Source organism: Streptomyces sp. GESEQ-4 (assembly GCF_017948455.1).
Classification (GTDB): domain Bacteria; phylum Actinomycetota; class Actinomycetes; order Streptomycetales; family Streptomycetaceae; genus Streptomyces.
The window spans coordinates 122,699-146,826 of sequence record NZ_JAFFSU010000002.1 but is presented as its reverse complement, the minus strand read 5'-3'; the positions used below and the strand labels follow the sequence as shown (position 1 = coordinate 146,826).

22 protein-coding genes and 1 pseudogene are annotated in these 24,128 nt (G+C 71.7%); 16 read left to right on the top strand and 7 right to left on the bottom strand.

Annotated features, from left to right (window positions below; genetic code table 11):
• Positions 1 to 34 precede the first annotated feature (34 nt).
• From KCH48_RS06070 to mug, 7 genes are all read left to right on the top strand, one after another.
• Positions 35 to 898 carry an LLM class F420-dependent oxidoreductase gene (locus tag KCH48_RS06070; protein ID WP_210571091.1) on the top strand — a complete coding sequence of 288 codons (864 nt, stop codon included), beginning with the start codon at positions 35 to 37 and terminating at the stop codon, positions 896 to 898.
• A gap of 61 nt (positions 899 to 959) precedes the next feature.
• Positions 960 to 1,385 carry a GNAT family N-acetyltransferase gene (locus KCH48_RS06065; RefSeq protein WP_210571090.1) on the top strand — a complete coding sequence of 142 codons (426 nt, stop codon included), beginning with the start codon at positions 960 to 962 and terminating at the stop codon, positions 1,383 to 1,385.
• 174 nt (positions 1,386 to 1,559) lie between these two features.
• A complete protein-coding gene (locus KCH48_RS06060) occupies positions 1,560 to 2,894 on the top strand; it encodes a hemolysin family protein (RefSeq protein ID WP_210571089.1) in 1,335 nt (444 codons plus the stop codon).
• A complete protein-coding gene (locus tag KCH48_RS06055; RefSeq protein WP_210571088.1) occupies positions 2,891 to 3,904 on the top strand; it encodes a hemolysin family protein in 1,014 nt (337 codons plus the stop codon). Before KCH48_RS06060 ends, KCH48_RS06055 begins: the two co-directional genes overlap by 4 nt.
• A 65-nt stretch (positions 3,905 to 3,969) precedes the next feature.
• Positions 3,970 to 4,752 carry an SGNH/GDSL hydrolase family protein gene (locus tag KCH48_RS06050; protein WP_210571087.1) on the top strand — a complete coding sequence of 261 codons (783 nt, stop codon included), beginning with the start codon at positions 3,970 to 3,972 and terminating at the stop codon, positions 4,750 to 4,752.
• 104 nt (positions 4,753 to 4,856) lie between these two features.
• Positions 4,857 to 6,299, top strand: a complete 1,443-nt coding sequence (purB, locus tag KCH48_RS06045; protein WP_210571086.1) for an adenylosuccinate lyase — start codon at positions 4,857 to 4,859, stop codon at positions 6,297 to 6,299.
• Positions 6,296 to 6,868 (top strand): G/U mismatch-specific DNA glycosylase, encoded by a 573-nt coding sequence (gene mug / locus KCH48_RS06040; RefSeq protein ID WP_210571478.1) that lies wholly within the window; start codon positions 6,296 to 6,298, stop codon positions 6,866 to 6,868. Before purB ends, mug begins: the two co-directional genes overlap by 4 nt.
• On the opposite strand, the gene KCH48_RS06035 is transcribed toward mug, so the two are convergent.
• Genes KCH48_RS06035 through KCH48_RS06025 form a run of 3 tightly spaced genes read right to left on the bottom strand, consistent with a single transcriptional unit; the run spans position 6,846 to position 8,962 of the window.
• Positions 6,846 to 7,259: a hypothetical protein gene (locus KCH48_RS06035; RefSeq protein ID WP_210571085.1), complete on the bottom strand. Its 414-nt coding sequence runs from the start codon at positions 7,257 to 7,259 to the stop codon at positions 6,846 to 6,848. The genes mug and KCH48_RS06035 overlap by 23 nt on opposite strands.
• Before the next feature lie 58 nt (positions 7,260 to 7,317).
• The gene (locus tag KCH48_RS06030) at positions 7,318 to 8,043 is read right to left on the bottom strand and encodes an ABC transporter permease (RefSeq protein WP_210571084.1); all 726 of its coding nucleotides are present in this window, start codon (positions 8,041 to 8,043) and stop codon (positions 7,318 to 7,320) included.
• 1 nt (position 8,044) lies between these two features.
• Positions 8,045 to 8,962 (bottom strand): ATP-binding cassette domain-containing protein, encoded by a 918-nt coding sequence (locus KCH48_RS06025; RefSeq protein WP_210571083.1) that lies wholly within the window; start codon positions 8,960 to 8,962, stop codon positions 8,045 to 8,047.
• A 108-nt stretch (positions 8,963 to 9,070) separates the two neighbouring features.
• On the opposite strand from KCH48_RS06025, the gene KCH48_RS06020 reads away from it, so the two are divergent.
• The 3 genes from KCH48_RS06020 to KCH48_RS06010 all read left to right on the top strand — a co-directional run bounded on the left by KCH48_RS06020 (position 9,071) and on the right by KCH48_RS06010 (position 12,264).
• Positions 9,071 to 10,240, top strand: a complete 1,170-nt coding sequence (locus KCH48_RS06020) for a sensor histidine kinase (protein WP_210571082.1) — start codon at positions 9,071 to 9,073, stop codon at positions 10,238 to 10,240.
• 14 nt (positions 10,241 to 10,254) lie between these two features.
• On the top strand, positions 10,255 to 10,917 hold the full coding sequence (locus KCH48_RS06015) for a response regulator transcription factor (protein WP_210571081.1): 663 nt from the start codon (positions 10,255 to 10,257) through the stop codon (positions 10,915 to 10,917).
• Positions 10,918 to 11,106: 189 nt separating this feature from the next.
• Complete coding sequence (locus tag KCH48_RS06010) at positions 11,107 to 12,264, top strand: ROK family transcriptional regulator (RefSeq protein ID WP_210571080.1); 1,158 nt, start codon at positions 11,107 to 11,109, stop codon at positions 12,262 to 12,264.
• A gap of 73 nt (positions 12,265 to 12,337) precedes the next feature.
• On the opposite strand, the gene KCH48_RS06005 is transcribed toward KCH48_RS06010, so the two are convergent.
• Positions 12,338 to 13,099, bottom strand: a complete 762-nt coding sequence (locus KCH48_RS06005) for a GntR family transcriptional regulator (RefSeq protein ID WP_210571079.1) — start codon at positions 13,097 to 13,099, stop codon at positions 12,338 to 12,340.
• A 120-nt stretch (positions 13,100 to 13,219) separates the two neighbouring features.
• Positions 13,220 to 14,107, bottom strand: coding sequence for an RNA polymerase sigma factor SigJ (sigJ, locus tag KCH48_RS06000; protein ID WP_210571078.1), 888 nt, complete (start codon positions 14,105 to 14,107; stop codon positions 13,220 to 13,222).
• A 142-nt stretch (positions 14,108 to 14,249) separates the two neighbouring features.
• On the opposite strand from sigJ, the gene KCH48_RS05995 reads away from it, so the two are divergent.
• Complete coding sequence (locus tag KCH48_RS05995) at positions 14,250 to 15,080, top strand: alpha/beta fold hydrolase (protein ID WP_210571077.1); 831 nt, start codon at positions 14,250 to 14,252, stop codon at positions 15,078 to 15,080.
• 117 nt (positions 15,081 to 15,197) lie between these two features.
• On the opposite strand, the pseudogene KCH48_RS05990 reads toward KCH48_RS05995, so the two are convergent.
• Positions 15,198 to 15,986, bottom strand: a pseudogene (locus KCH48_RS05990) (DMT family transporter); the annotation flags it as partial.
• Between the two features lie 47 nt (positions 15,987 to 16,033).
• Here KCH48_RS05990 and KCH48_RS05985 point away from each other — a divergent pair.
• The 3 genes from KCH48_RS05985 (at position 16,034) to KCH48_RS05975 (ending at position 20,643) form a co-directional block, all read left to right on the top strand.
• Positions 16,034 to 17,515 carry a PLP-dependent aminotransferase family protein gene (locus KCH48_RS05985; protein ID WP_210571076.1) on the top strand — a complete coding sequence of 494 codons (1,482 nt, stop codon included), beginning with the start codon at positions 16,034 to 16,036 and terminating at the stop codon, positions 17,513 to 17,515.
• 141 nt (positions 17,516 to 17,656) lie between these two features.
• Positions 17,657 to 19,231, top strand: a complete 1,575-nt coding sequence (locus tag KCH48_RS05980; protein WP_210571075.1) for an alkaline phosphatase — start codon at positions 17,657 to 17,659, stop codon at positions 19,229 to 19,231.
• A gap of 146 nt (positions 19,232 to 19,377) precedes the next feature.
• Positions 19,378 to 20,643 (top strand): GNAT family N-acetyltransferase, encoded by a 1,266-nt coding sequence (locus KCH48_RS05975; RefSeq protein WP_210571074.1) that lies wholly within the window; start codon positions 19,378 to 19,380, stop codon positions 20,641 to 20,643.
• Positions 20,644 to 20,656: 13 nt separating this feature from the next.
• Here KCH48_RS05975 and KCH48_RS05970 read toward each other — a convergent pair whose 3' ends face one another.
• A complete protein-coding gene (locus KCH48_RS05970) occupies positions 20,657 to 21,853 on the bottom strand; it encodes a PLP-dependent aspartate aminotransferase family protein (RefSeq protein ID WP_210571073.1) in 1,197 nt (398 codons plus the stop codon).
• A 59-nt stretch (positions 21,854 to 21,912) separates the two neighbouring features.
• On the opposite strand from KCH48_RS05970, the gene KCH48_RS05965 reads away from it, so the two are divergent.
• Both KCH48_RS05965 and KCH48_RS05960 read left to right on the top strand, forming a co-directional pair.
• Entirely contained in the window at positions 21,913 to 22,404 is a 492-nt protein-coding gene (locus KCH48_RS05965; RefSeq protein WP_210571072.1) for an Lrp/AsnC family transcriptional regulator, read from the top strand.
• Positions 22,405 to 22,436: 32 nt separating this feature from the next.
• On the top strand, positions 22,437 to 24,128 hold the full coding sequence (locus KCH48_RS05960; RefSeq protein WP_210571071.1) for a DUF885 domain-containing protein: 1,692 nt from the start codon (positions 22,437 to 22,439) through the stop codon (positions 24,126 to 24,128).

Below are 24,128 nucleotides of genomic sequence, written 5' to 3'. Positions count from 1 at the left end.
ACGTACTCAAGTCGCTTCAAGTCGAGGAGAGTTCATGCCGCGCCCGTTCCGCTTCGGCGTCAGTTTGATCACTCCTGCCCCCGCCGCAGAGTGGCGGGCCAAGTGCCGCCGGGCCGAGGAGCTCGGCTACGACGTGATCCTGGTCCCGGACCACCTCGGCATGGTCGCGCCCTTCCCAGCGCTGGTCGCCGCCGCCGAAGCGACCGAGCGGCCACGGCTCGGCACCTTCGTGCTCAACGCCGGTTTCTGGAACCCGACGCTGCTCGCCCGCGAGGTGGCGACGACGAACGCGCTGACCGGCGGACGCCTCGAACTCGGGCTCGGCACCGGCTACGTACAGGCGGAGCACGAGGCGGCCGGACTGCCGTACGGAACGCCCCGCGCGCGCGTGGACCATCTTCAGCACACGGTCGAGGAATTGGACCGGCTGCTCGACGCGGACGAGCGGGTGCCATTGATGATCGGCGGCAACGGCGACCGCATGATGCGCATGACCGCCGAGCACGCGGACATCGCGGCCTTCACCGCGGCACGTGCGGTGCCGGGGAGTACGACGGGGCAACTGCTGCCGATCTCTCCCGAGGAACTCGACGGGCGCATCGCCCTGTACCGGCGGCTGGCCGAGGGCCGCAAGGAACCGGCCGAGCTGAATCTGTTGATCCAGATGGTGGCCGTGACGGAGGACCGCGCGGAGGTCGTGCGGCCGCTCATCGACCGGGTGCCGGACCTGACACTGGAGCAGGCACTCGACCTGCCCCTCCTTCTCGTCGGCGCCCTGGAGCAGATCACCGCGCAGGTGCGGGCGCAGCGGGAGCGGTACGGGTTCTCGTATCTGACGGTACTGGAGCCGTACATGGAGGCGTTCGCGCCGGTGATCGGGGCGTTGCGGGGCGCGTAGCCGCCCGTCCGAACAGTGGAATGTCACATGCCGCGGGATTCGGCTGTGATGTGATCACGCCATGACTGATCTGCGGATACGGGCCGCCGGCCCCGATGACCTCGACACCGTGCTGGCCTTCTGGAAGACGGCAGCCGAAGGCACGAGCATCAGCGACGACCGGAACGGCGTGGAGCGGCTGGTCGGCCGGGACCCGGAGGCGCTGATCATCGCCGAGCGGGACGGCGAGCTGGTGGGCACGGTGATCGCTGGATTCGACGGCTGGCGCTGCCATCTGTACCGGCTGGCGGTGCATCCGGACCGTCGGCGTCAGGGGATCGGTGCGGCGCTGCTGGCCGCCGCGGAGGAGCGGTTCGTACGGCTCGGCGGGCGCCGCGGGGACGCGATGGTGCTGGAGCACAACGAAACCGCCCACCATGCCTGGCGCGCGGCGGGGTACGCGCCTCAGGAGCAGTGGCGGCGCTGGGTCAAGCCCTTCGGGGGGTAGGGCCGCCAGGGCATCTTTGCTCGTCCTTTACTCTTGGAGGACCACTTCGGACCACTTCGGTTCTCCTTCGGTTTCCACGGAAAGGTGTGAGCGTCCGCCCATGGGCGAGCCTCCCAGTAGACGACATCGCGCGATCCTCCCCGCTCTGCCCGATCATGGGACGGGGGTGAACCGATGACCGAAGTGCTCCTCCTCCTGGTGGCGATCCTGCTGTCGCTGGCCTGCGGTGCCTTCGTCGCGGCGGAGTTCTCGCTCACCACGGTCGAACGCGGCGAACTCGAACGGGCCGCGGAGCGCGGCGAGCGGGGCGCCGCGGGGGCGTTGAAGGCCGTACGGAATCTGACCTTCCAGCTCTCCGGGGCGCAGCTCGGCATCACCGTGACCAATCTGGTCGTCGGCATGCTCGCGGAGCCGTCGATCGCCGCGCTGATCGCGGGCCCGCTGGAGTCGATGGGTATCTCGCGCTCCACCGCGTCCTCGCTCGCCCTGGTGCTGGGTACGGCCCTGTCGACCGTGGTGCTGATGGTCGTCGGCGAGCTGGTGCCGAAGAACTGGGCGATCTCGTCGCCGCTGGCCGTCGCCAAACGGGTGGGCAACGCCCAGCGCTGGTTCAGCGCCGCCTTCCGGCCCTTCATCACGCACCTCAACAACACGGCGAACCGGATCGTGCGCCTCTTCGGCGTGGAGCCCGCCGAGGAGCTCGCCTCCGCGCGCGGACCGCAGGAACTGGCCGCGCTCGCCCGGCACTCGGCCCGGGAGGGCGCCTTGGAGGCGGACACCGCCGAACTGTTCGTCCGGACCCTGAACCTCGCCGACCTGACCGCGGAGAACGTGATGACGCCCCGCGTGCAGGTCTTCGCCCTCGACGTCCAGGCGACCTGCGAGGACGTGGCGAACGCGACCCGGGCCACGGGCCTGTCCCGGTTCCCCGTCTTCCGCGGCAACCTCGACTCGGTCGTGGGCACCGCGCACATCAAGGACGTGCTGGCGGTGCCAGCGGAGCACCGGACGCGCGTACGGGTCGCGGAACTCATGCGCGAGCCGCTGCTCGTGCCCGAGTCGCTGACCGTCGACCGGCTGCTCGACCGGCTCTCCGGCAAGCGCACGATGGCCGTCGTCATCGACGAGTACGGCGGCACGGCGGGCGTGGCCACGCTGGAGGACATCGTCGAGGAGGTCGTCGGCGAGGTGCGGGACGAGCACGACCCGCACGAGACGCCGGACCTGGCCGTCGCGGGCAGCGACGACGACGGCCGCGCCCTGTTCTCGGCGGACGGCGCCGCCCGCATGGACCAGCTCGCGCGCGTCGGACTGAGGGCGCCCGAGGGACCGTACGAGACGCTGGCCGGTCTCGTGGCGCACGAGCTCGGCCGCATACCGGCCGTCGGTGACTGTGTCGAGGTCGTGGGCTGGCGACTCGACGTGGTCGACGCCTCGGGCCGCAGGGCCGCGCGCGTGCTGCTGCACGGGCCGCTGGACGACGCACACGACTCGGAGGGCGAGCGATGACCGCCGTACAGCTGCTGATCGGTTTCGCGACCCTGGTCGTCAACGCCTTCTTCGTGGGCGCCGAGTTCGCGCTGATCTCGGTGCGCCGCAGCCAGATCGAGCCGCACGCCGAGCAGGGCGACCGGCGGGCGAAGAGCGTGCTGTGGGGTCTGGAGCACGTGTCCGCGCTGATGGCCGCGGCCCAGCTCGGGATCACGCTGTGCACGCTGGTCCTGGGTGTCGTCGCGGAGCCGGCGATCGAGCATCTGCTGGAGCCGGTGTTCCACGCGCTCGGTGTGCCGGAAGGCGCGGGCCATGTGGTGTCCTTCGCGATCGCGCTGGCCCTGGCGACGTATCTGCACATGCTGCTCGGCGAGATGGTGCCGAAGAACATCGCGCTGGCCGAGCCGGTGCGCAGCGCGCTGGTCCTCGGACCGCCGCTGGTCGCCCTGTCGCGGACGCTGCGCCCGGTGATCTTCACGATCAACGCCTTCGCGAACGGCCTGCTGAAGCTGATGCGCGTGGAGACCAAGGACGAGGTGACCGCGACCTTCTCGGACGCCGAGCTGGCCCGTCTGGTCCGCGACTCCGGTGAGGCCGGCCTCATCGACGAGCGGGCGCGGGAGCGACTGCACGACGCACTGGAACTGGGCCGACGGCCCGTGCACGACGTCGTGCTTCCGCTGGAGCGCGTCGTCTACGCGCGCGTGGGCGTCACGCCCGAGCAGTTGGAGGGGCTGTCAGCCGAGTCCGGGTTCTCCCGCTTCCCCGTCGTGGACGAGGGGCGGCGCATCGTCGGGTATCTCCACGTGAAGGACGCGCTGGACAAGATGCCGCGTGACCTGCCGTTCGAGGTGCGGGAGATGCGGTCCATCGCGCGCGTGCGGGCCGGCACGCCCCTGGACGACGTACTCACCGCGATGCGGCGCAGCCGTACGCATCTCGCCGCGGTGCTGGGCGACGACGGGAGGCTGGCAGGGCTGGTGACGATGGAGGACGTGCTGCGGGAGTTGTTCGGGCAGCGGACCTGACCGGTGTCCGGTGGAACGGGTCGACCGACCGCCGGGTATGGACGCGGGATACCATCTCTGTCGCCATGCAGAAGAACCCCACTTTCACCAGCCTGGTCGCGATCGGCGACTCGTTCACCGAGGGCATGTCGGACCTGCTGCCGGACGGCACCTACCGGGGCTGGGCCGATCTCCTCGCCGCGCGGATGGCCGGCCGCGCGCCCGGTTTCCGGTACGCGAACCTCGCGGTGCGCGGCAAGCTGATCCGGCAGATCGTCGACGAGCAGGTGGACGTGGCGGCGGCCATGGAAGCCGACGTGATCACGCTGGTGGGCGGGCTCAACGACACGCTCCGCCCCAAGTGCGACATGGGGCAGGTGCGCGGGCTCCTGACGGAGGCCGTGGAACGGCTGGCGCCCGCCTGCAAGCAACTGGTGCTGATGCGCAGCCCCGGCCGTCAGGGCCCGGTCCTCGACCGGTTCCGGCCCCGCATGGAGGAGCTGTTCCTCTGCGTCGACGACCTCGCCGCCCGGCACGGCGCGGTCGTCGTCGACCTGTACGGGGCCCCCTCGCTGAGCGACCCGCGCCTGTGGGACGTGGACCGGCTGCACCTGACGGCCGACGGGCACCGGCGGGTCGCGGAGGCGGTGTGGCAGAGGCTCGGCTACGAGCCCGAGGACACCGAGTGGCGCACCCCACCGCCGGCCACGGCGCCTCCTGGCTGGGCCACGCGCCGAGTCACCGACGTCCGATTCGCCAGGCAGCACCTGCTCCCGTGGATCGGCCGTCGGCTGACCGGCCGGTCCTCGGGCGACGGGATGCCGCCGAAACGGCCCGAACTGCTGCCGTACGAGGGTCCGGCAACTTAAGTCCGGAGCTCCGGGAGGCGGCTTGGCGTGACACAGGTCTCGTAGGTTCCGCCAACGGCAGCCGTGGCGCTGGCCTGCACTAAGCGCCAGTAGAATCCGGTTACGTGACTTCTGCTCCCGCCAAGCCCCGCATCCCGAACGTCCTCGCCGGACGCTACGCCTCCGCCGAGCTCGCCACGCTCTGGTCCCCCGAGCAGAAGGTGAAGCTGGAGCGTCAGCTCTGGCTCGCCGTGCTGCGGGCCCAGAAGGACCTCGGGATCGAGGTGCCGGACGCGGCGATCGCCGACTACGAGCGCGTCCTCGACACCGTCGACCTGGCGTCCATCGCCGAACGTGAGAAGGTCACGCGGCACGATGTGAAGGCGCGGATCGAGGAGTTCAACGACCTCGCCGGGCATGAGCACGTGCACAAGGGCATGACGTCCCGCGACCTCACCGAGAACGTCGAGCAGCTGCAGATCCGGCTCTCCCTGGAGCTGATGCGCGACCGTACGGTGGCCGTGCTGGCGCGGCTGGGCAAGCTGGCCGGTGAGTACGGCGAGCTGGTCATGGCCGGCCGCTCCCACAACGTCGCCGCGCAGGCCACGACGCTGGGCAAGCGGTTCGCGACGGCCACAGACGAGCTGCTCGTCGCGTACGGCCGGGTCGAGGAACTGCTCGGCCGTTATCCGCTGCGCGGCATCAAGGGCCCGGTCGGTACGGCGCAGGACATGCTGGACCTGCTGGGCGGGGACGGCGCCAAGCTGGCGGAGCTGGAGCAGCGGATCGCCGGGCACCTGGGCTTCTCGACGGCCTTCACCTCGGTCGGCCAGGTGTACCCGCGCTCGCTGGACTACGAGGTCGTGACCGCGCTGGTGCAGCTCGCGGCGGCGCCGTCCTCGCTGGCGAAGACGGTCCGGCTGATGGCCGGGCACGAGCTGGTGACCGAGGGCTTCAAGCCGGGCCAGGTCGGTTCGTCGGCGATGCCGCACAAGATGAACACGCGGTCGTGCGAGCGCGTCAACGGCCTGATGGTCGTCCTGCGCGGCTACGCCTCGATGACCGGCGAGCTGGCGGGCGACCAGTGGAACGAGGGCGATGTGTCCTGCTCGGTGGTGCGCCGGGTCGCGCTGCCGGACGCGTTCTTCGCCCTGGACGGCCTGCTGGAGACGTTCCTGACCGTGCTGGACGAGTTCGGCGCGTTCCCGGCCGTGGTCGCCCGTGAGCTGGACCGCTACCTCCCCTTCCTCGCCACCACCAAGGTGCTGATGGGCGCGGTGCGCGCGGGCGTCGGCCGTGAGGTCGCGCACGAAGCGATCAAGGAGAACGCGGTGGCGTCGGCGCTGGCGATGCGCGAGCAGGGCGCCGAGCGCAACGAACTCCTCGACAAGCTCGCCGCGGACGAGCGCATCCCGCTGAGCCGTGCCCAGCTCGACGAGCTGATGGCCGACAAGCTGTCCTTCACCGGCGCCGCGGCCGACCAGGTCGCCGCCGTCGTCGGCCGTGTCGAAGAGATCGTGAAGCAGCGCCCGGACGCCGCGGGCTACACCCCGGGAGCGATCCTCTGACGCGCTTCACCGCGGAGGAGCTGGAGGCCGCCCGCGACCGTCTCGTACCGGACGTGATCGCGGCCGGCCTCCGCGTCCTGTTCTGCGGCATCAACCCCGGCCTGATGACGGCGGCGACGGGCCACCACTTCGCCCGCCCCGGCAACCGCTTCTGGCCGGTGCTGCACCTGTCCGGCTTCACTCCCCGGCTCATGAAACCGTCTGAGCAGAGCCAGTTGCTGTCCTACGGCCTCGGCATCACGAACGTCGTCGCGCGGGCCACGGCTCGGGCCGACGAGCTGAGCGCGGACGAGTACCGCACGGGTGGGCGGCTGCTGGCGACGAAGGTGGCGGAACTACGGCCACGCTGGCTGGCCGTGGTGGGCGTCACCGCCTACCGGGCGGCCTTCGAGGATCGCAGGGCCCAGGTGGGTCCGCAGGAACGGACGATCGGTGACACGCGGGTATGGGTGCTGCCCAATCCGAGCGGGCTGAACGCGCACTGGACGGCCGCGACGATGGCGGAGGAGTTCGCGCGGTTGCGGGTGGCGGCGGAGGGTCAGCAGATCACGGCCAGTCCAGATCCGTGACGACGACGAACAGCTGAGGTTCGGTCTCCTCGTCCTGGTCGGCGACCGCCAGCACGACCGTGCGCCCGGTGCCGGTCGCCTCCCACGTACGCACGTCCTGCCCGAGGGCGTTGAGGGTCGTCCACGGCTCGGACAGGTCCTCACCTCGTGCGATGCGCTCGCCGAGCGTCACGGTCCCCGACCGCAACGGTGTTCCCCAACGCGTGGTGAACCGGCCTGTCATCGCCGTCTCATAGGCGTAGCAGTCCTCCGGGCTCGGCCACTCACCCGGCCCTAACCGGGCTATGAAGTAACCGGGCCCGCCCATGCCCTCCTCCGTCCTGCCGTGCTCCGCGGGAAACTCCCGGGCGCACAGCAGGTCGACGAGGGCCAGGTCCTTCACGATGTCCATGTGATCCAGTAAAGCGCCTGCCTCTGACAATTGGCGTGGCGTCAGACGACTCCTGCGCTCACGCGTCCCGACGTCGTACGCTCCACGCTCCCGCCACGACCACGGCGGCCGTCCACAGCGCGGTGACCGCGAGGCCCGTCCACGGTCCCGGCGTTCCGTCGTGGGTCTCGTACAGCACGATCTGCCCAGCTCTGTCGGGCAGGTAGTCGGTGAGGCCGCCGGCCGCGTCGCCGATCACGAAGGATACGACGAGGACGAACGGGATCAGCAGCGACAGGGCGCCCACCCCGCTGCGCAGCAGGGCCGTGAGCCCGGCAGCGAGCAACGCCATGAGCGTGAGATAGATTCCGGCGCCCACGACGCCCCGCACCTGCTCCCCCACCGTCAGCCCGCTCGCCGCCGCGCCCAGGCCCGCGCGCCCGGCCAGCAGGGCGGTGAACGCGGTCACCAGCCCCACGACCAGAGTCGGTACGGCGATCACCGCCAGCTTCCCCGCGAACCACCGCCCGCGCTGCGGCACCGCCGCCAGCGACAGCCGGAGACCGCCTCCGTGGAACTCCGACGACACGGCCATGGCCCCGAAGGCGATGGCGGCGATCTGACCGGGGGCGATACCGGACAGCGCCATGAACAGCGGGTCGAACTCCGGGTCGGACGTTTCGGAGACGCCGGCGATCGCGGAGAACAGCGTGGTCGCCGCGAACAGTGCCAGGAGGGCGCCGAGGAGCGAGCGGAGCGTACGGATCTTCAGCCACTCGGAGTGGAGTACGGGTGCGAACGACATCTCAGGCCTCCTGCGGTTGTGCGGTGAACTCGGTCTCCGAAGCGGTGAGATCGAGATAGGCCTGCTCCAACGTGCCTTCCTCCGTGCTCAGTTCGAGGATCGGTACGCCCGCGGCCGAGGTGAGGCGGCCGATGTCGTCCACGCGCGCGTGGGGCACCGTCCAGTGCCCGTCCTGTTCCACGGCGTCGTGGCCGTGCCGGGCGAGGACATCCTTGAGCGCGGTGGCGTCCGTCGTGCGGATCCGCACACTGGGCCGCACGCGCGCGTGGATGAACTCCCGCATCGGGGTGTCGGCCAGCAGGCGGCCCCGGCCGAGGACCACGAGATGGTCGGCGAAGGAAGCGGTCTCGTTCATCAGATGGCTGGAGACCAGGACCGTGCGCCCTTCCCTGGCAAGCCGGCGCAGCAACTGCCGGATCCAGATGATGCCTTCGGGGTCGAGGCCGTTCGAGGGCTCGTCGAGCATGACGACCTCGGGGTCGCCGAGCAGCGCGGCGGCGATGCCCAGGCGCTGGCGCATACCGAGGGAGTACGTCCTCATCCGGCGACGCGCTACCGAGGCGAGCCCCGTCTCCTCCAGCATCTCGTCGACCCGGCGGGACGGGATGCGGTTGCTAGCCGCCAGGGTGCGCAGATGGTCGCGGCCGGTACGGGAGCCGTGCGCGGCCTGCGCGTCGAGCAGGGCACCCACGTGGCGCAGGGGTTCGCGGAAGGTGGCGTAGGCACGGCCGCCGACGGTCGCCGTCCCGGAGGTCGGCCGGTCGAGGCCGAGTACGAGGCGCATTGTGGTGGACTTTCCGGCGCCGTTGGGGCCGAGGAAGCCGGTGACGCGGCCGGGGAGGACGCGGAAGGTGAGGCGGTCCACGGCTCGCCGGGTGCCGAACTCCTTGGTGAGGGCTTGGACTTCGATGCTGGTCATGGCAGCAGCCTGGCCGGTGGCGCGGGTGCGGGGCCTCCCCCGCGCGTGGAGATCGTCTCCCCCGGGCGGGGGAGGCTCGTTGTCAGTGGCGGCTGGCACGATGACGGAATGGTCCGCTTGCTGCGCCCGTTCGGCCGGGCGGTGACATACACACGGTTGCTGCATCTGTTCGTCGCCATCGTGTGGCCGTCCATGTGGCTGTTCATCGAGGAAGCCTGGTGGACCTGGGTGGTCGCGGCGGCCACGCTCGCCCCCGTGGGTCTGGTGCCCGCGATGCGCACGGTCGAGGGGCTGCAGGCCAGGCTGTTGCTGACCGGTCACGGGCACGACAGCCCGGGCACCGACATCGTCGTCGCGCCGTCCTCCTCCTGGAGAGACCGGGGCCGCCTGGTGGTGTGGCTGGAGGCGCGGCTGCTGATCGGCTGTGTGACCTCGTTGTTCACCGTGCAACTGCTCATCGCCTCGGTGGACTTGGTGTCGGCGGCGTTCGGCGGTGAAGTCGAGGAGGGAGTGCTGTTCCTCCTCGACGGCCATCAGTGGTGGCACGTCCTGCTGGTGCCCCTGGCGTTGGCCACGCTGGCGGCGACGGTGGTCGGCTCGGGCCGTCTCATCACCGCGATCGCCCTCCGTCTCCTCGGCCCCTCCCCCGCCGAGCGCCTCGCCGCCCTCGAGGAACGCACCGACCAGCTGCTCGAACGCACCCGTATCGCCCGCGAGTTGCACGACTCCATCGGCCATGCCCTGACCGTCGCCGTCGTACAGGCGGGTGCCGCGCGCGCGGCGGGCGACCCGGCGTTCACCGACCGGGCCCTGGACGCCATCGAGGAGACAGGCCGGGCCGCCCTGGAGGACCTGGAGCGTGTCCTCGGCGTGCTGCGCGAGTCGGAGCGGCCGGTGAGCAGCAGGCCGACCCTCACCGACGCCGACCGGTTGCTGGAGTCCGCGCGCGCCTCCGGGGCGAAGGTCGACGCCGAACTGACCGGTGCCGTGGACACGCTGCCGGGCCCGGTCTCGCGTGAGGGCTATCGCATCCTCCAGGAGTCGCTGACCAATGTGCTGCGGCACGCGGGCGCCGTTCCCGTCCGGGTCCGCATCGCCGTCGCGGACGGCACGCTCGGTCTGGAGGTCCGCAATCCGCTGACCGCCGACATACCCGGCCCGGGCCGGGGCAGCGGTCTGCGCGGCATACGCGAGCGCGCGGCGCTGCTCGGCGGGAGCGCACGCACCGGCCCGGACCGAGGTGACTGGCAGGTCCATGTCGAGCTGCCCCTGCGCTGATCTACGCTGGCCGGATGCCGGTCACCGTTCTCCTCGTCGACGACGAGCCCCTTGTCCGCGCGGGTCTGCGGGCCGTGCTGGAGGCACAGCCCGACATCGAGGTGGTCGGCGAGGCGGCCGACGGGGCGGCGGTGATCCCGCTGGTGCGGCAGTTGCGGCCGGACGTGGTCGCCATGGACGTACGGATGCCGCTGCTTGACGGCATCGAGGCCACGCGCGCGGTGCTGCGGACGGTGGACGATCCGCCGAAGATCCTCGTGGTGACGACCTTCGAGAACGACGAGTACGTGTACGAGGCGCTGCGGGCCGGTGCCGACGGGTTCCTGCTGAAGCGGGCCCGGCCCGCCGAGATCGTGCACGCGGTGCGGCTGGTCGCCGAGGGCGAGTCGCTGCTGTTCCCGGCCTCGGTGCGGCAGCTCGCCGCCGAGTACGCGGACGGCGGCGGGAACCGCGCGGCCCGGGCCGTGATGGAGCGGGCCCAGTTGACCGAGCGGGAGGCCGAGGTGCTGCGGCTGATGGCCGGTGGGCTGTCGAACGCGGAGATCGCCGCCCGGCTGATCGTCGGCACGGAGACGGTCAAGTCGCATGTCAGCGCCGTGCTGGCCAAGTTGGGGGCCCGCGATCGCACGCAGGCGGTGATCGCGGCGTACGAGTCGGGGTTCGTCGCGCCGGGCTGAGCGGTCTGGGAAAGTTGGGAAAGTCGGGTGCGGGACCGCGCCCCGAAGGGGCGCGGGGAACTGCGCGACCAGCCCCCACCGGCCCGCGGCGAGCGAACCGCATACCCAGCGGAGCGCTCAGGCACTCGCCGCGGTCCGGTGCGCCGAGTACGATCCCGCCAACACGCGCACGAGCTGGGAGGACGGACGTTGGGGCAGCTGACCGGCGGGGATCCCTCGCTGCTGCGAAGGATCAATTCCGCGGTGGTGCTGCATGCGCTGCGCGCCACGGACTGCGCCACACTGACCGAGATCACCCGGGTGACCGGACTGTCCCGGCCGACGGTCGAGGGCGTCGTCGAGGGGCTCATCGAGGCCGGACTCGTCGTCGAGAAGGCCGCCGACGAGAGTGTCGCCCGGCGCCAGGGGCGGCCGGCACGGCGCTTCCGGTTCCGGGCCGAGGCCGGTCATCTGCTGGGCCTGGAGATCGGTCCGCACAGGGTCGCCGCGCTCCTGGCCGACCTCGACGGACGGGTGCTGGGCGCCATCGCCAAGGACGTCGACGAGACGGCCGCAGCGGACGAGCGCCTGGAGCGGCTGCGCACCGCGGTGGCCGACCTGCTGCGCCGGGCCGGCGTCGCACGCAACTCCCTGCGGGCCGTCGGCGTCGCCACGCCCGGGATCGTCGAGGCGGACGGCACCGTACGCCTGGGCACCGCGCTGCCGGAGTGGACGGGGCTGCACCTGGGCGAGCGGCTGAGCCGTTCCTTCAAGTGCCCGGTGCTGGTCGAGAACGACGCCAACGCCGCCGCGGTCGCCGAGCACTGGAAGGGCGCCGCCACCGAGTCGGACGACGTCGTGTTCGTACTGGCCGGGCTCAGCCCGGGCGCGGGGTCGCTGATCGGCGGACGGCTGCACCGCGGGTACGGCGGGGCGGCCGGCGAGATCGGCGCCCTGCATCTGCTCGGCCGTGAGGTGACTCCGGAGACCCTGCTGTCGACGACGGACGAGCCGCTGCATCCGCTGGACGAGCAGGCGGTGGCCGAGGTGTTCGCGCAGGCCCGCGAGGGCGACCAGCGGGCCCGTGCGGCCGTAGACCGCTTCATCCAGCGCCTCGTCCACGACGTGGCCGCGCTCGTCCTCGCCCTCGACCCCGAACTGGTCGTCATCGGCGGCTGGGCGGCCGGGCTGGACGGCGTACTGGAGCCGCTGCGGCGCGAGCTGGAGCGGTACTGTCTGCGGCCCCCGAAGGTGACGCTGTCCCTCCTCGGCGAGGCGGCCGTCACGATGGGTGCGCTGCGGCTCGCCCTCGACCATGTGGAGGAGCAGCTCTTCGCGGTGGAGGGCACGGTGACGGCCCGCCGCTGATCCGCGCGGGCCCAAAAGCGCGTCGCGCCCCGGAGAACCTCCGGGGCGCGCTCATGAGGTAGCCATCCGGCTATCAGGAGGCCTGGCGTTCCGGCCCCTGATGGACCTCCACGCCGCCCGAGTCCCCGAAGGTCAGCCGACACGTGTCAGCGCGGTACGTGGCGACGGAGAGCGCGGCGGTGCGGCCCTCCGCGTTGAAGCGGGTGGTGACGACGAGGACCGGCGCTCCGGGCAGCCGGTCCAACTGCTTGGCGTCGTCCGCACGGGCCGAACCCAGCTCGACGGCGCTCTCCTGGCCCTCGAGCTCCAGCCGCTGCAGCTCGCGCAGCACGGCACGCGCGCGTGCCGGTCCCGACGGGGCGTCTATGGCGGAGAGGTCGGGCACCGCCGACTCCGGGACGTAGAGCAGCTCGGCGGCGACGGGCTGGCCGTGCGTCCGACGGGAGCGGTGCACGATGTGCACCGGCTCCTGCGCGCCCGTCTCCAGGGCGGTGGCGACCGCCGCGGGCGGCACCGCGGTCGTGCAGTCGACGGGCTGCCAGGCGTCGCCGGCGGCGCCCGGCCAGGTGTGCGGCTCGGTGCCGAGGGCGACGCCGACGCGCGGCGGGGCGACCGTCGTACCGACGCCGCGGCGGCGCTGCAGCCTGCCTTCGAGTTCGAGCTGTTCCAGGGCCTGGCGGAGCGTGGCCCTGGCGACGCCGAAGCGGGCGGCGAGGTCGCGCTCGTTGGGCAGGATCTCGCCCACGGAGAACTCGGAGTCCAGTGCCTCACTGAGCACGGTCTTGAGATGCCAGTACTTCGGTTCCGGCACCGATTCCAGCTGCGTGGTCCCCACCCTGTCCTCCGCGATCGCCGTGGTCCGGCGGCGTTTTAACGCCCTTGTTTATTAAAGGTTGTTGCACTTATCTGCGACCATAGGGCGGCCCCCACCCTTGGTCAAGACCAATCAGGGCGACTATCCGGCGAGCGACCGGAGCTTGTCGGGGTTGCGGATGATGTAGACGGACTGGATGCGCCCGTCCAGTACCTCCAACTGGAGGACGCTGTCCGGCTTGTCCCCGGACATCATGAGCACCGCGGGACCGCCGTTGACCTCCAGGAACCGGAAGGACAGGTCCGGCACGCCGCCGCCCTTGCCTGCCACGCCGGTGATGAAGCGGCCCACCTTGTCGGCGGTCTCCAGCACGCGCACCGGCGCCTTGGCCTTGCCGCCGCTGTCGCCCACGAGGCGGACGTCCGGGGCGAGCAGGGACATGAGCCCTTCGATGTCCCCGTCCATCGAGGCGGCGAGGAAACGCTCGGTGAGATCACGACGCTGGGCCGGGTCGACGTCGTAGCGCGGCCGTCGTTCCTCGACATGCTTGCGGGCGCGCCCGCCGAGTTGCCGTACCGCCGACTCGCTGCGGTCGAGCATCGTGGCGATGTCGGCGTACGGGTAGCCGAACGCCTCCCTCAGGACGAAGACCGCCCGCTCCAGCGGCGACAGCGACTCCAGGACGACGAGGACGGCGAGGGAGACGGAGTCGGCGAGCACGGCCCGCTCCGCGGCGTCCGGGACGGTGTCGCCGAAGTCGGTGACGTACGGCTCCGGCAGCCACGGGCCGACGTAGGTCTCGCCGCGCGCCTTGACCTGGCGCAGCCGGTCGATGGCGAGGCGGGTGGTGATGCGCACCAGGTAGCCGCGCGGTTCGCGCACCTCGCTCCGGTCCGCGCCGGACCAGCGCAGCCAGGCTTCCTGGACCACGTCCTCCGCGTCGGCCACCCGCCCGAGCATGCGGTAGGCGACTCCCAGGAGGACGGGACGGTGCTCTTCGAAGACGTCGGTCTCGGTGTCGGTGGTCACGCATTCCATCCCAACCGACACATCCGGACCTGTCCAGGCGATAACCGTGAGCCGCGGAGACCTTAAGGGGCTACCCGTCGGTAGCAACTGCTGACAAGCTGTCTACGACCAGCCCGCCAGCGAACCCGACGAGGAGCAGTTCATGTCGGCCACCGTCTCCTTCAAGGTCCCCTCCGCCAGCGGCCCGCGGACCGCGACCCTCTCCTACGCGCGCGTGGGCACGGGCGAACCGCTCCTCCTGCTGCACGGCATAGGCCACCACCGGCAGGCCTGGGACCCGGTGGTGGACATCCTCGCGACCGAGCGCGACGTGATCGCCGTCGATCTGCCCGGGTTCGGCGCGTCCCCGGCCCTTCCGGAAGGCCTCGCGCACGACCTGTCCACGATGAACGCCGCGCTCGGCGCGCTGTGCGCGGCGCTGGAGGTCGAACGGCCGCATGTCGCGGGCAATTCACTCGGCGGCCTGCTGGCCCTGGCACTCGGCCGCGAGAAGCTCGTACGGTCCGTGACCGCCCTGTCCCCGGCCGGGTTCTGGACACCGGCCGAACGGCGCTACGCCTTCGGTGTCCTGGTGGGGATGCGGCAGATCGCGACGCGGATGCCCCTGCCGCTGGTCGAGCGGATGTCCCGTTCGGCGGCCGGCCGTACGGTCCTGACGAGCAGCATCTACGCCCGCCCAGCCCGCCGTTCACCCGAGGCCGTGGTCGCCGAGACCCTCGCGCTGGTGAACGCCTCGGCCTTCTCCGAGACGCTCCGGGCCGGCTCCGACGTCCAGTGGACCGACGACATCCAGGGCATCCCGGTCACCGTGGCCTGGGGCTCCAGGGACCGGCTCCTGGTGCGCCGGCAGGGGGTCCGGGCCAAGCAGATCATTCCGCGGGCCCGGCTGGTGCGGCTGCCCGGCTGCGGTCACGTCCCCATGAACGACGACCCGGCGCTGGTCGCCCGCGTGATCCTCGACGGCAGCCGCTGAGACGGCGGTCGCCGAGACGGCAGTCGCTGACCGCCGCCGGGCCAACGCGCCCGATCCGAGGGCGACTCCGGCGCCGACGAGGGCACTGCCGACGGCCTGCGCGGGCCCGTAGGAGCCCGTTCCGACAAGGGGCGCGGTGGCGGCCGCCGCGACCGGGATCAGGCCGGAGAACAGCGTGGCGCGCTCCGCGCCGATCCGCTGCATGCCCATGTACCAGCACACGAATCCGATGACGGTGACGATCGCCGCCTGCCACAGCAGCGCGGCGGCCTCCGTGCCGTCGGGTCGCCGCAGCCATGCGCCGCCGTCCAGCAGGAGCCCGGCCGCCAGGGACTCGAGCGCGGCGACGCCGCACACCGTGGCGGACAGCAGCCGCGGGCCCAGGGGCCGCAGTACGGGCACGGCGAGCACCGCGAACCCGACCTCACCGGCGAGCGCGCACACCGAGAACGCGATGCCGGCGCCGTCCGTACGTCCCCAGCCCTGGACCGTGAAGGCGCCGACGGCGACGAGCAACGCGCCGTACAGGACGACACGTTGGGGTCGGCGTCCGTCCAGGAGGGGGACGAGGACCGCCACCATCACGGGCGCGCAGCCGACGAAGACACCCGGAACGGCCGGTTCGGCGGTGCGCTCCGCCGCGAGGACCGCCAGGTTGAAGCCGACCATGCCCACGCCCGCGAGCAGCGCGAGGCGGGCCCAGAGGCGGGGCGTGAGCGTCCGCAGCCGGGCCGTGGCGTCCCGGCCGGCCAGCGGGACGAGCAGCAGGAAGGCGAGGCCGTAGCGGAGGAACTGGCCGCCGGCGTACGGGTATTCACCGAGGACGCTGTTGGCGGTGAAGGACCCTCCGACGAGGACACAGGCGAGCGCGGCGAGCAGGGCTCCCCGCGTGGTGGTGGCGTTCATGGACACGACGCTAGGAACCGCGGCGGTCCGGTTTAAGGTCCACTTTCATGAGGCCATCGGAGACCAATCGGGGCGCGGAGCCGGCTGAGGCCAAGGGCGAGGCGCCGCCCTCGGGCGCCGGTCCGGGTTCCCCGGCCTGGGAGCTGCTCCTGCCGGCCGCTTCCGCGCCGGCACGCGCGCGTGGGCGTTCGTTGCAGGCGGCGCTGCGGGAGGCGGTGCGGGCGGGCCGGCTCGCGCCGGGGACCCGGCTGCCGTCGAGCCGTGATCTGGCCGCCGACCTCGGCGTGTCGCGCGGGCTGATCACGGAGGCGTACGAGCAGCTGACCGCGGAGGGCTATCTGCGCAGCGGGCGGGGTGCGGGGACCTGGGTGGGCGGTGCCGTACGGGCGGCGCGGCCACGCGCGCGTGACCTCGCTCCCCGCCCGCCGGGCGCCCGGGCCGACTTCGTGCCCGGGACGCCGGACCTGTCGCTGTTCCCGCGTGCCGCGTGGGCGGCGGCGCAGCGCGGTGTGCTGGCCGAGCTGCCGCACCACGACCTCGGCTATCCCGATCCGCGCGGCCTGCCCCGGCTGCGTACGGCGCTGGCCGAACTGCTCGCCCGCCGCCGCGGCGTGGTCGCGGACCCGGAACGCATCCTGGTCGTCTCCGGCGTGGCCCAGGCGACGACTCTGCTCGGATTCGCGCTGCACGCGCGCGGGATGACATCCGTCGCCGTCGAGAACCCGGGCAGCCCGCAGCACGACGCCCTGTACGCCGCGGCCGGCGTCACCACCGTTCCGGTGCCACTGGACGACGAAGGCCTGGCCATCGGCCCACTGCGGGACTCGGGCGTACGGTCGGTCGTGGTGACGCCGGCGCACCAGTTCCCCACCGGGATCGCCTACTCCGCACGCCGCCGGGCCGAACTGCTCGACTGGGCACGGTCCGTGGACGGCTTCGTCCTGGAGGACGACTACGACGGCGACTTCCGCTACGACCGCGCTCCCGTCGGCGCGCTCCAAGGACTCGATCCGGAACGCGTCGCCTACGCGGGGTCGGTCAGCAAGTCCCTCGCACCGGGGCTCCGCCTCGGCTGGCTGCTCGTACCGGAGGCGCTCGCCGATGAGGTGATCGAGCGCAAGCGCACCATGGATCTCGGTCATCCCACCCTCGACCAGGCGCTGTTCGCCCGGTTCGTGGAGCGCGGCGACTACGACCGTCAGCTGCGCCGCTGCCAACGCGCGTACCGCGAGCGGCGCGACACGCTGGTGGCCGCTCTGGAGGACCACTTCCCCGGCTCGGCGGTGTCCGGGATCGCGGCGGGCCTGCACGTCATCGCCACCCTCCCGCGCCGGTACGGGCCCGAGAAGCACTTCCTCGCGCGCGTAGCCGACGCCGGTGTCACCGTGCGCCCGCTGAGGGATTACGCACACGAGATGGCGGACATCGGCGCCGGCGAGGACGTACGGCTGGTGCTGGGCTACGCCCACCTGTCCCCGGCGCGGATCCGGGCGGGCGTACGGCTGATGGCAGAGGCCGTCAGGGGCTGACAAGGGTGCGCCCCGCATGAGCGACCAGCCGGTTCCCTTGTTCCCGCGGTCGGTTGTTCACTTGTGGTTTGCGTGTGCGCAGCGGCGCACCAGTAGTTGTGGCATCGCACACTGACCGGATCCCGTCCCGGAGGCGCATCCATGTCGCACCGTCCCTTCCCCGGCCGTCGCAGCGTCCTGCGCGGCTCCCTCGCCGCGTCGGCGGCCCTGACCCTGCCGCCCGCGCTGGGCGCGGCACCGGCCCTCGCGCTGTCCGGGCGTCCCAAGGCCGGCTGGGGCGTACAGACGGGAGACGTGACCTGCGACTCCGGTCTGGTGTGGGTGCGTTCCGACCGTCCCGCCCGGATGATCGTCGAGACGTCGGCGACCGAGTCGTTCCGCAACCCGCGCCGATGGCACGGCCCACTGCTCGGCGCCGGCACCGACTTCACCGGCACGACCCGGCTGCGCGGACTCCCCTCCGGCGAGCAGATCCACTACCGCGTCCTGCTGGCCGACCCCGACGACCCGCGCCGCACCGGCGAGCCGGTCACCGGCACCTTCCGTACGGCGTCCGGCAAGCGGCGCGACGGCGTGCGGTTCGTCTGGTCCGGCGACCTGGCAGGGCAGGGCTGGGGCATCAACCAGGAGTTCGGGGGCTACCGGATCTACGACGCGATGGCGAAGCTCGACCCCGACTTCTTCATCTGCAGCGGTGACAACATCTACGCCGACGGCCCGATCGCCGAGACCGTGGCCCTGCCCGACGGCAGCACCTGGCGGAACATCACCACCGAGGAGAAGTCCAAGGTCGCCGAGACGCTGGCGGAGTTCCGCGGCAACTTCCGCTACAACCTGCTGGACGAGAACCTGCGGGCCTTCAACGCCCAGGTCCCCTCCATCATCCAGTGGGACGACCACGAGGTCACCAACAACTGGTACCCGGGCGAGATCCTCACCGACACCCGGTACACCGAGAAGAACGTCGACGTGCTCGCCGAGCGCGCCCGGCAGGCGTTCTCGGAGTACTACCCGATCTCGACGCTGCGCCGCCCCGACGGCCGGGTCTACCGGGTCCAGCACCACGGCCCGCTGCTCGACGTCTTCGTCCTGGACATGCGCACCTACCGCAACGCCAACTCGCCGGACACCCAGACCACCGACCCGGTGGGCATCCTGGGCAGCGAGCAACTGGAGTGGCTCAAGCGCGAGCTGTCCCGATCCCGGGCGGTGTGGAAGGTGATCGCCTCCGACATGCCGCTCGGCCTCGTCGTACCGGACACCGGCGACGGCAAGCCCAACATCGAGGCGGTCGCGCAGGGTGACCCCGGCGCGCCGCTCGGGCGTGAGCTGCAGATCGCCGAGCTGCTGCGGTTCATCAAGCACCGCCGGATCACGGGCACGGTGTGGCTGACCGCCGATGTGCACTACACCTCGGCCCAGCACTACCTGCCGTCCCGGGCCGCGTTCACCGACTTCGAGCCGTTCTGGGAGTTCGTCTCGGGCCCGCTCAACGCCGGTGCCTTCCCCGCGAACACGCTCGACAACACCTTCGGTCCGGACCGGGTGTTCCTCAAGGCGCCGACCACCGCGAACGTCTCCCCGGCCGGCGGCTACCAGTTCTTCGGCGAGGTCGACATCGACGGCCACAGCGGGGAACTGACGGTGCGGCTGCGCGAGTCGGACGGCACGGTGCTCTTCACGCAGGTGCTGCAGCCGGGACGCGTCGGCCAGTAGGTCCCGTAACCTCGTATCAGTGCCGCGTACCGGCGTCATCCCCTGGTGCGCGGCACTGACGTTTCACAAAAGCGACAGACGGCTGCTTTACCCGTCAGTCACAGTGCGTTCGTGATCACGCAACACCTTTCCTTCACAGTGGCTGCATGAGTCGAGACATATCTGATGTGACGCGTGCGCAGCACGGTCGTACGGTGCACCACTGGCGGCGGGACATCATGGCGGCGTTCCACACATGGTGGACACGACGCCACGGTCACGCCCCGCCGACGACTGATACGAGCACCCGGCCGCTCCCCACGGAGCAGGCCGGGGTCCGGGAGCGTGCCCTGTGGCGGATGCGGACGACGGTGAAGGACGAACCGGGGTCCCTGGCCGCGCTGTGCATCGCCCTCGCCGGGCAGCAGGTCGACATCCTCAGCCTCCAGACGCATCCGCTGGCCGAAGGCACGGTGGACGAGTTCCTGCTGCGGGCTCCCGGTGAGCTCGCGGCGGACGACATCACGCGGGCGATCGACCAGGCCGGGGGTACCGGCACGTGGATCGAGCGGGCCGACGCCCACGACCTCGTCGACGCGCCGACCCGGGTGCTCGGCCTCGCCACCCGCACCGCCCTGGACGCGGCGGAACTCCCGCTCGCGCTGCGCCAGTTGCTGGGCCGCTGCACCATCCGCTCACTCCCCGCCACCCCGCCCGGCGGCGGCCGGGCGCCTGAAGGGGTCCCGGTGGAAGGGGCGTTGGAGGACACCGTGATGCGGCTGCGGGCACCGGAAGGCGGAGTGATCACCGTGGAGCGGCCGTATCTGCCGTTCACCCCGACCGAGTTCGCCCGGGCGCGGGCGCTGGTGGAGCTGGACGCCCGGCTCGGCCCGCGCGTTCCGCGTGGCCAGGACGTCCTCACGCTCCCCGAGGGCAACGCGATCACCGTCCGCCGCGCCGGCACGGACGATCTGGAGGCGGCGACGGCGATGCACGAGCGGTGCTCGGCGCGGACGCTGTCCCTGCGGTACCACGGGCCTGTCGCTGACGCGCATCGTTACCTGCACCATCTGCTGAGCCCGCGCTTCGGCCGCACCCTCGCGGTGCAGACCGCGTCCGGGCGCATTGTGGGGCTCGGGCATCTGCTGTGGGACGGGGACGAGACGGAGGTCGCGCTGCTGGTCGAGGACGAGTGGCAGGGGCGGGGTATCGGCGGGGGGTTGCTCCGCAGACTGGTCGCGATGGCGGTCGAGGCGGGCTGCGAGAACGTGTACGCGGTGACGCAGTCGTCCAACACCGGAATGGTTGCTGCGATGCGTGGTCTGGGGCTGCCCCTCGACTATCAGATCGAGGAGGGGACTCTGGTGATCACGGCTCGGCTGGATTCTCCGCTGGGAGCGGCAGAGGGCACGGTGGGGGTGACGAGGGCCTAGTCGCCTTAGGGTCTTAAGGGGCGCTGGCGGCTGCAGGCTCGTTGTGGCTTGTCGCGCAGTTCCCCGCGCCCCTAAAGGGGCGCCCCAGCGCGCCGTCTATGTCTCGCCACAGGTCCTCCACGTCCTCCAAACCCACCGACAAGCGCAGCAGTTTGTCGCTCACCCCGGCGTCCTTTCGGTCCGTCGCTTCCACTATGCGGTGGCTGATGGATGCCGGGTGCTGGATGAGGGTGTCTACGCTGCCCAGGCTCACGGCGGGGGTGATCAGGCGGACGTCGGCGATGACCTGGTGGGGGTCGCCGTGGACCTCGAAGGCGATCATGGCGCCGCCGATGCGTGGGTAGTGGACGCGGGCCACGCGCGGGTCGGCGGCGAGGCGGTGGGCGAGTTCGGCGGCGTTCGCGGATGCCGCGCGGACGCGCACCGGCAGTGTCGCGAGGCCGCGTAGCAGCAGGTAGCCGGCCAGCGGGTGCAGCACGCCGCCCGTCGCGAAGCGGACCTGCCGCAGTTGTCCGGCGAACTCCTCGTCGCAGGCGACCACGCCCGCCATCACGTCACCGTGCCCGCCGAGGTACTTGGTGGCGCTGTGCAGGACGAGCCGGGCGCCGTGTTCGGCGGGGCGTTGCAGCACCGGTGTGGCGAAGGTGTTGTCGGCGAGAAGCGGTACGGAGCCGCAGGCGTGGGCGACGGCGCGCAGATCGATTTCGGCCAGCGTGGGGTTCGCCGGGGACTCGACCATGACCAGTCCCGTGTCCGGGCGCAGCGCCGCCCCGATCCCGGCCGGGTCGGTCCAGGTCACCTCCGAGCCCAGCAGACCGGCGGTGAGCAGATGGTCGCTGCAGCCGTACAGGGGACGTACGGCGACGACATGGCGCAGGCCGAGCGAGCCCCGTACGAGAAGCACCGCGCTCAGTGCCGCCATTCCGCTGGCGAAGGCGACGGCGGACTCGGTGCCTTCGAGGCGGGCCAGGGCGGTCTCGAAGCGGGCGACGGTGGGGTTGCCCAGCCGTCCGTAGACCGGCGGGCCGTCCGGTATGGCGCCGGTGGTGGCGAAGGCGTCGATGCGGGCCGCCTCGCCTTGGCTGTCGTACGAGGGATACGTGGTGGACAGGTCGATCGGAGGGGCGTGCAGGCCCTGGCGGGCGAGGTCGTCGCGGCCGGCGTGCACGGCCTCGGTGGCGAGGGCTCTCGATGCGGTGGGCGTGTCCATGAGGGAAGAGTGAACGCCGACCGGGTCAGCGCATCCGAATGCCGTGTTACGTTCGGTCGATGGCCGAATCTGTCGTACTGGACCCAGTGGATCTCCAGCTGCTGCGGCTGCTGCAGAACGACGCCCGGACGACGTACCGCGACCTCGCCGCGCAGATCGGCGTGGCGCCGTCGACCTGCCTGGACCGGGTGACCAGGCTGCGCCGCGCGGGCGTCATTCTCGGGCATCGGCTGCGGCTGGATCCGGCCAAGCTGGGGCGAGGGCTGGAGGCGTTGCTGTCGGTTCAGGTGAGGCCGCATCGGCGGGAGTTGGTGGGGCCGTTCGTGGAGCGCATCCGGGCGCTGCCCGAGTCGCTGACCGTCTTCCATCTCACCGGCCCGGACGACTACCTCGTGCATGTCGCGGTCGCGGACATGACGGATCTGCAGCGACTGGTCCTGGACGAGTTCACCTCCCGCCGGGAAGTGGCCCGGGTGGAGACACGGTTGATCTTCCAGAAGTGGGACTGCGGCCCGCTGCTGCCGCCCTCTCCCCCGGCCCAATCCACGTGACGGGGGGCGTCCCCTCGTACGAGGATGTCCGCATGTCAGAGACCAAGAGCCCGCTGCCCCGCGAGGTCGCCGACGCCTACGTCGACGAGCTCATCGCCCTCGACCCGATCACCGGCACCTTCCTCGGCGTGAAGGAGAGTTCGAGCAGGCTGCCCGACACCTCGCCCGCCGGCCAGGAGGCGCTCGCCGAGCTGGCGCGCCGCACGCTGGCCCGGCTGGACGAGTCGGAGCGCCTGCCCGGCGCGGACAGTGACATCGAGCGCCGGTGCGCGCGCCTGCTGCGCGAGCGGCTCAGCGCCGAACTCGGCGTGTACGAGGCCGAGGAGAGCCTGCGTTCCGTCAGCAACCTGAGTTCCGTCGCGCACGCGGTGCGCCAGGTGTTCACCGTGACGCCGATGCAGACGGAGGAGGACTGGGCCGCCATCGCCGAGCGGCTGGGCGCCGTCCCCGCCGCGCTGGAGGGCTACCGGGAGTCCCTGGCGCTCGGCCTGGAGCGGAAGCTGTACGCGGGTCCGCGCGCCACCGCCACCTTCGTCGAGCAGCTCGGCGAGTGGGCCGACACGGACGGTCAGGGCCACGGGTGGTTCGAGCAGTTCGCGGCGGCCGGTCCCGAGGCGCTGCGCTCCGAGCTGGACGCGGCGGCCCGCTCGGCCACCGCCTCCATCGTGACGCTGCGCGACTGGATGCGGGACGTGTACGCACCGGCGATCGAGGGCGCGCCGGACGTCGTGGGCCGTGAGCGGTACGCCCGCTGGGTGCGCTACTTCAACGGGACCGACCTCGACCTGGACGAGGCGTACGCGTACGGCTGGTCCGAGTACCACCGCCTCCTCGGCGAGATGAAGACCGAGGCCGACAAGATCCTGCCGGGCGCGGCCACGCCGTGGGTGGCGCTGGCGCACCTCGACGAGCACGGCACGCACATCGAGGGTGTCGACGAGGTGCAGCGCTGGCTGCAGTCCCTGATGGACGAGGCGATCGACGCGCTCGACGGGACCCACTTCGACCTGGCCGAGCGGGTGCGGCGGGTGGAGTCGCGCATCGCCCCTCCGGGCAGCGCCGCGGCGCCGTACTACACGCCGCCGTCGGACGACTTCTCGCGCCCGGGCTGCACTTGGCTGCCGACGATGGGCAAGGACCGCTTCCCGGTCTACGACCTCGTGTCGACCTGGTACCACGAGGGCGTGCCCGGCCATCACCTCCAGCTGGCCCAGTGGAAGCACGTGGCGCAGAACCTCTCCCGCTACCAGGCGAGCGTCGGCATGGTGAGCGCCAACGCCGAGGGCTGGGCGCTGTACGCGGAGCGGCTGATGGACGAGCTGGGCTTCCTGACGGACGCCGAGCGCCGGCTCGGTTATCTGGACGCGCAGATGATGCGCGCGGTGCGCGTGATCATCGACATCGGCATGCACCTGGAGCTGATGATCCCGGACGACTCCCCCTTCCACCCCGGGGAGCGCTGGACGCCTGAACTGGCACAGGAGTTCTTCGGCTCCCACAGCAGCCGCCCGGGGGACTTCGTGGAGAGCGAGCTGACCCGCTACCTGTCGATGCCGGGCCAGGCCATCGGCTACAAGCTCGGCGAGCGGGCCTGGCTGCTGGGCCGGGAGAACGCCCGCAAGCGGCTCGGTGACGCCTTCGATCCCAAGGCCTGGCACATGGCGGCTCTCTCGCAGGGCTCGCTGGGGCTGGACGATCTGGTGGACGAGCTGTCCGCGCTCTGA

Coding starts and splice junctions, on each gene's coding strand:
- KCH48_RS06065 (WP_210571090.1), top strand. CDS start 960: ATGACTGATCTGCGGATACGGGCCGCCGGCCCCGATGACCTCGACACC.
- KCH48_RS05970 (WP_210571073.1), bottom strand. CDS start 21,853: ATGGACACGCCCACCGCATCGAGAGCCCTCGCCACCGAGGCCGTGCAC.
- KCH48_RS06015 (WP_210571081.1), top strand. CDS start 10,255: ATGCCGGTCACCGTTCTCCTCGTCGACGACGAGCCCCTTGTCCGCGCG.
- KCH48_RS05980 (WP_210571075.1), top strand. CDS start 17,657: ATGTCGCACCGTCCCTTCCCCGGCCGTCGCAGCGTCCTGCGCGGCTCC.
- KCH48_RS06050 (WP_210571087.1), top strand. CDS start 3,970: ATGCAGAAGAACCCCACTTTCACCAGCCTGGTCGCGATCGGCGACTCG.
- KCH48_RS05985 (WP_210571076.1), top strand. CDS start 16,034: ATGAGGCCATCGGAGACCAATCGGGGCGCGGAGCCGGCTGAGGCCAAG.
- KCH48_RS06055 (WP_210571088.1), top strand. CDS start 2,891: ATGACCGCCGTACAGCTGCTGATCGGTTTCGCGACCCTGGTCGTCAAC.
- KCH48_RS05965 (WP_210571072.1), top strand. CDS start 21,913: ATGGCCGAATCTGTCGTACTGGACCCAGTGGATCTCCAGCTGCTGCGG.
- KCH48_RS06025 (WP_210571083.1), bottom strand. CDS start 8,962: ATGACCAGCATCGAAGTCCAAGCCCTCACCAAGGAGTTCGGCACCCGG.
- KCH48_RS05975 (WP_210571074.1), top strand. CDS start 19,378: ATGAGTCGAGACATATCTGATGTGACGCGTGCGCAGCACGGTCGTACG.
- KCH48_RS06070 (WP_210571091.1), top strand. CDS start 35: ATGCCGCGCCCGTTCCGCTTCGGCGTCAGTTTGATCACTCCTGCCCCC.
- KCH48_RS06060 (WP_210571089.1), top strand. CDS start 1,560: ATGACCGAAGTGCTCCTCCTCCTGGTGGCGATCCTGCTGTCGCTGGCC.
- KCH48_RS05995 (WP_210571077.1), top strand. CDS start 14,250: ATGTCGGCCACCGTCTCCTTCAAGGTCCCCTCCGCCAGCGGCCCGCGG.
- KCH48_RS06020 (WP_210571082.1), top strand. CDS start 9,071: ATGGTCCGCTTGCTGCGCCCGTTCGGCCGGGCGGTGACATACACACGG.
- KCH48_RS06030 (WP_210571084.1), bottom strand. CDS start 8,043: ATGTCGTTCGCACCCGTACTCCACTCCGAGTGGCTGAAGATCCGTACG.
- KCH48_RS06035 (WP_210571085.1), bottom strand. CDS start 7,259: ATGGACATCGTGAAGGACCTGGCCCTCGTCGACCTGCTGTGCGCCCGG.
- KCH48_RS05960 (WP_210571071.1), top strand. CDS start 22,437: ATGTCAGAGACCAAGAGCCCGCTGCCCCGCGAGGTCGCCGACGCCTAC.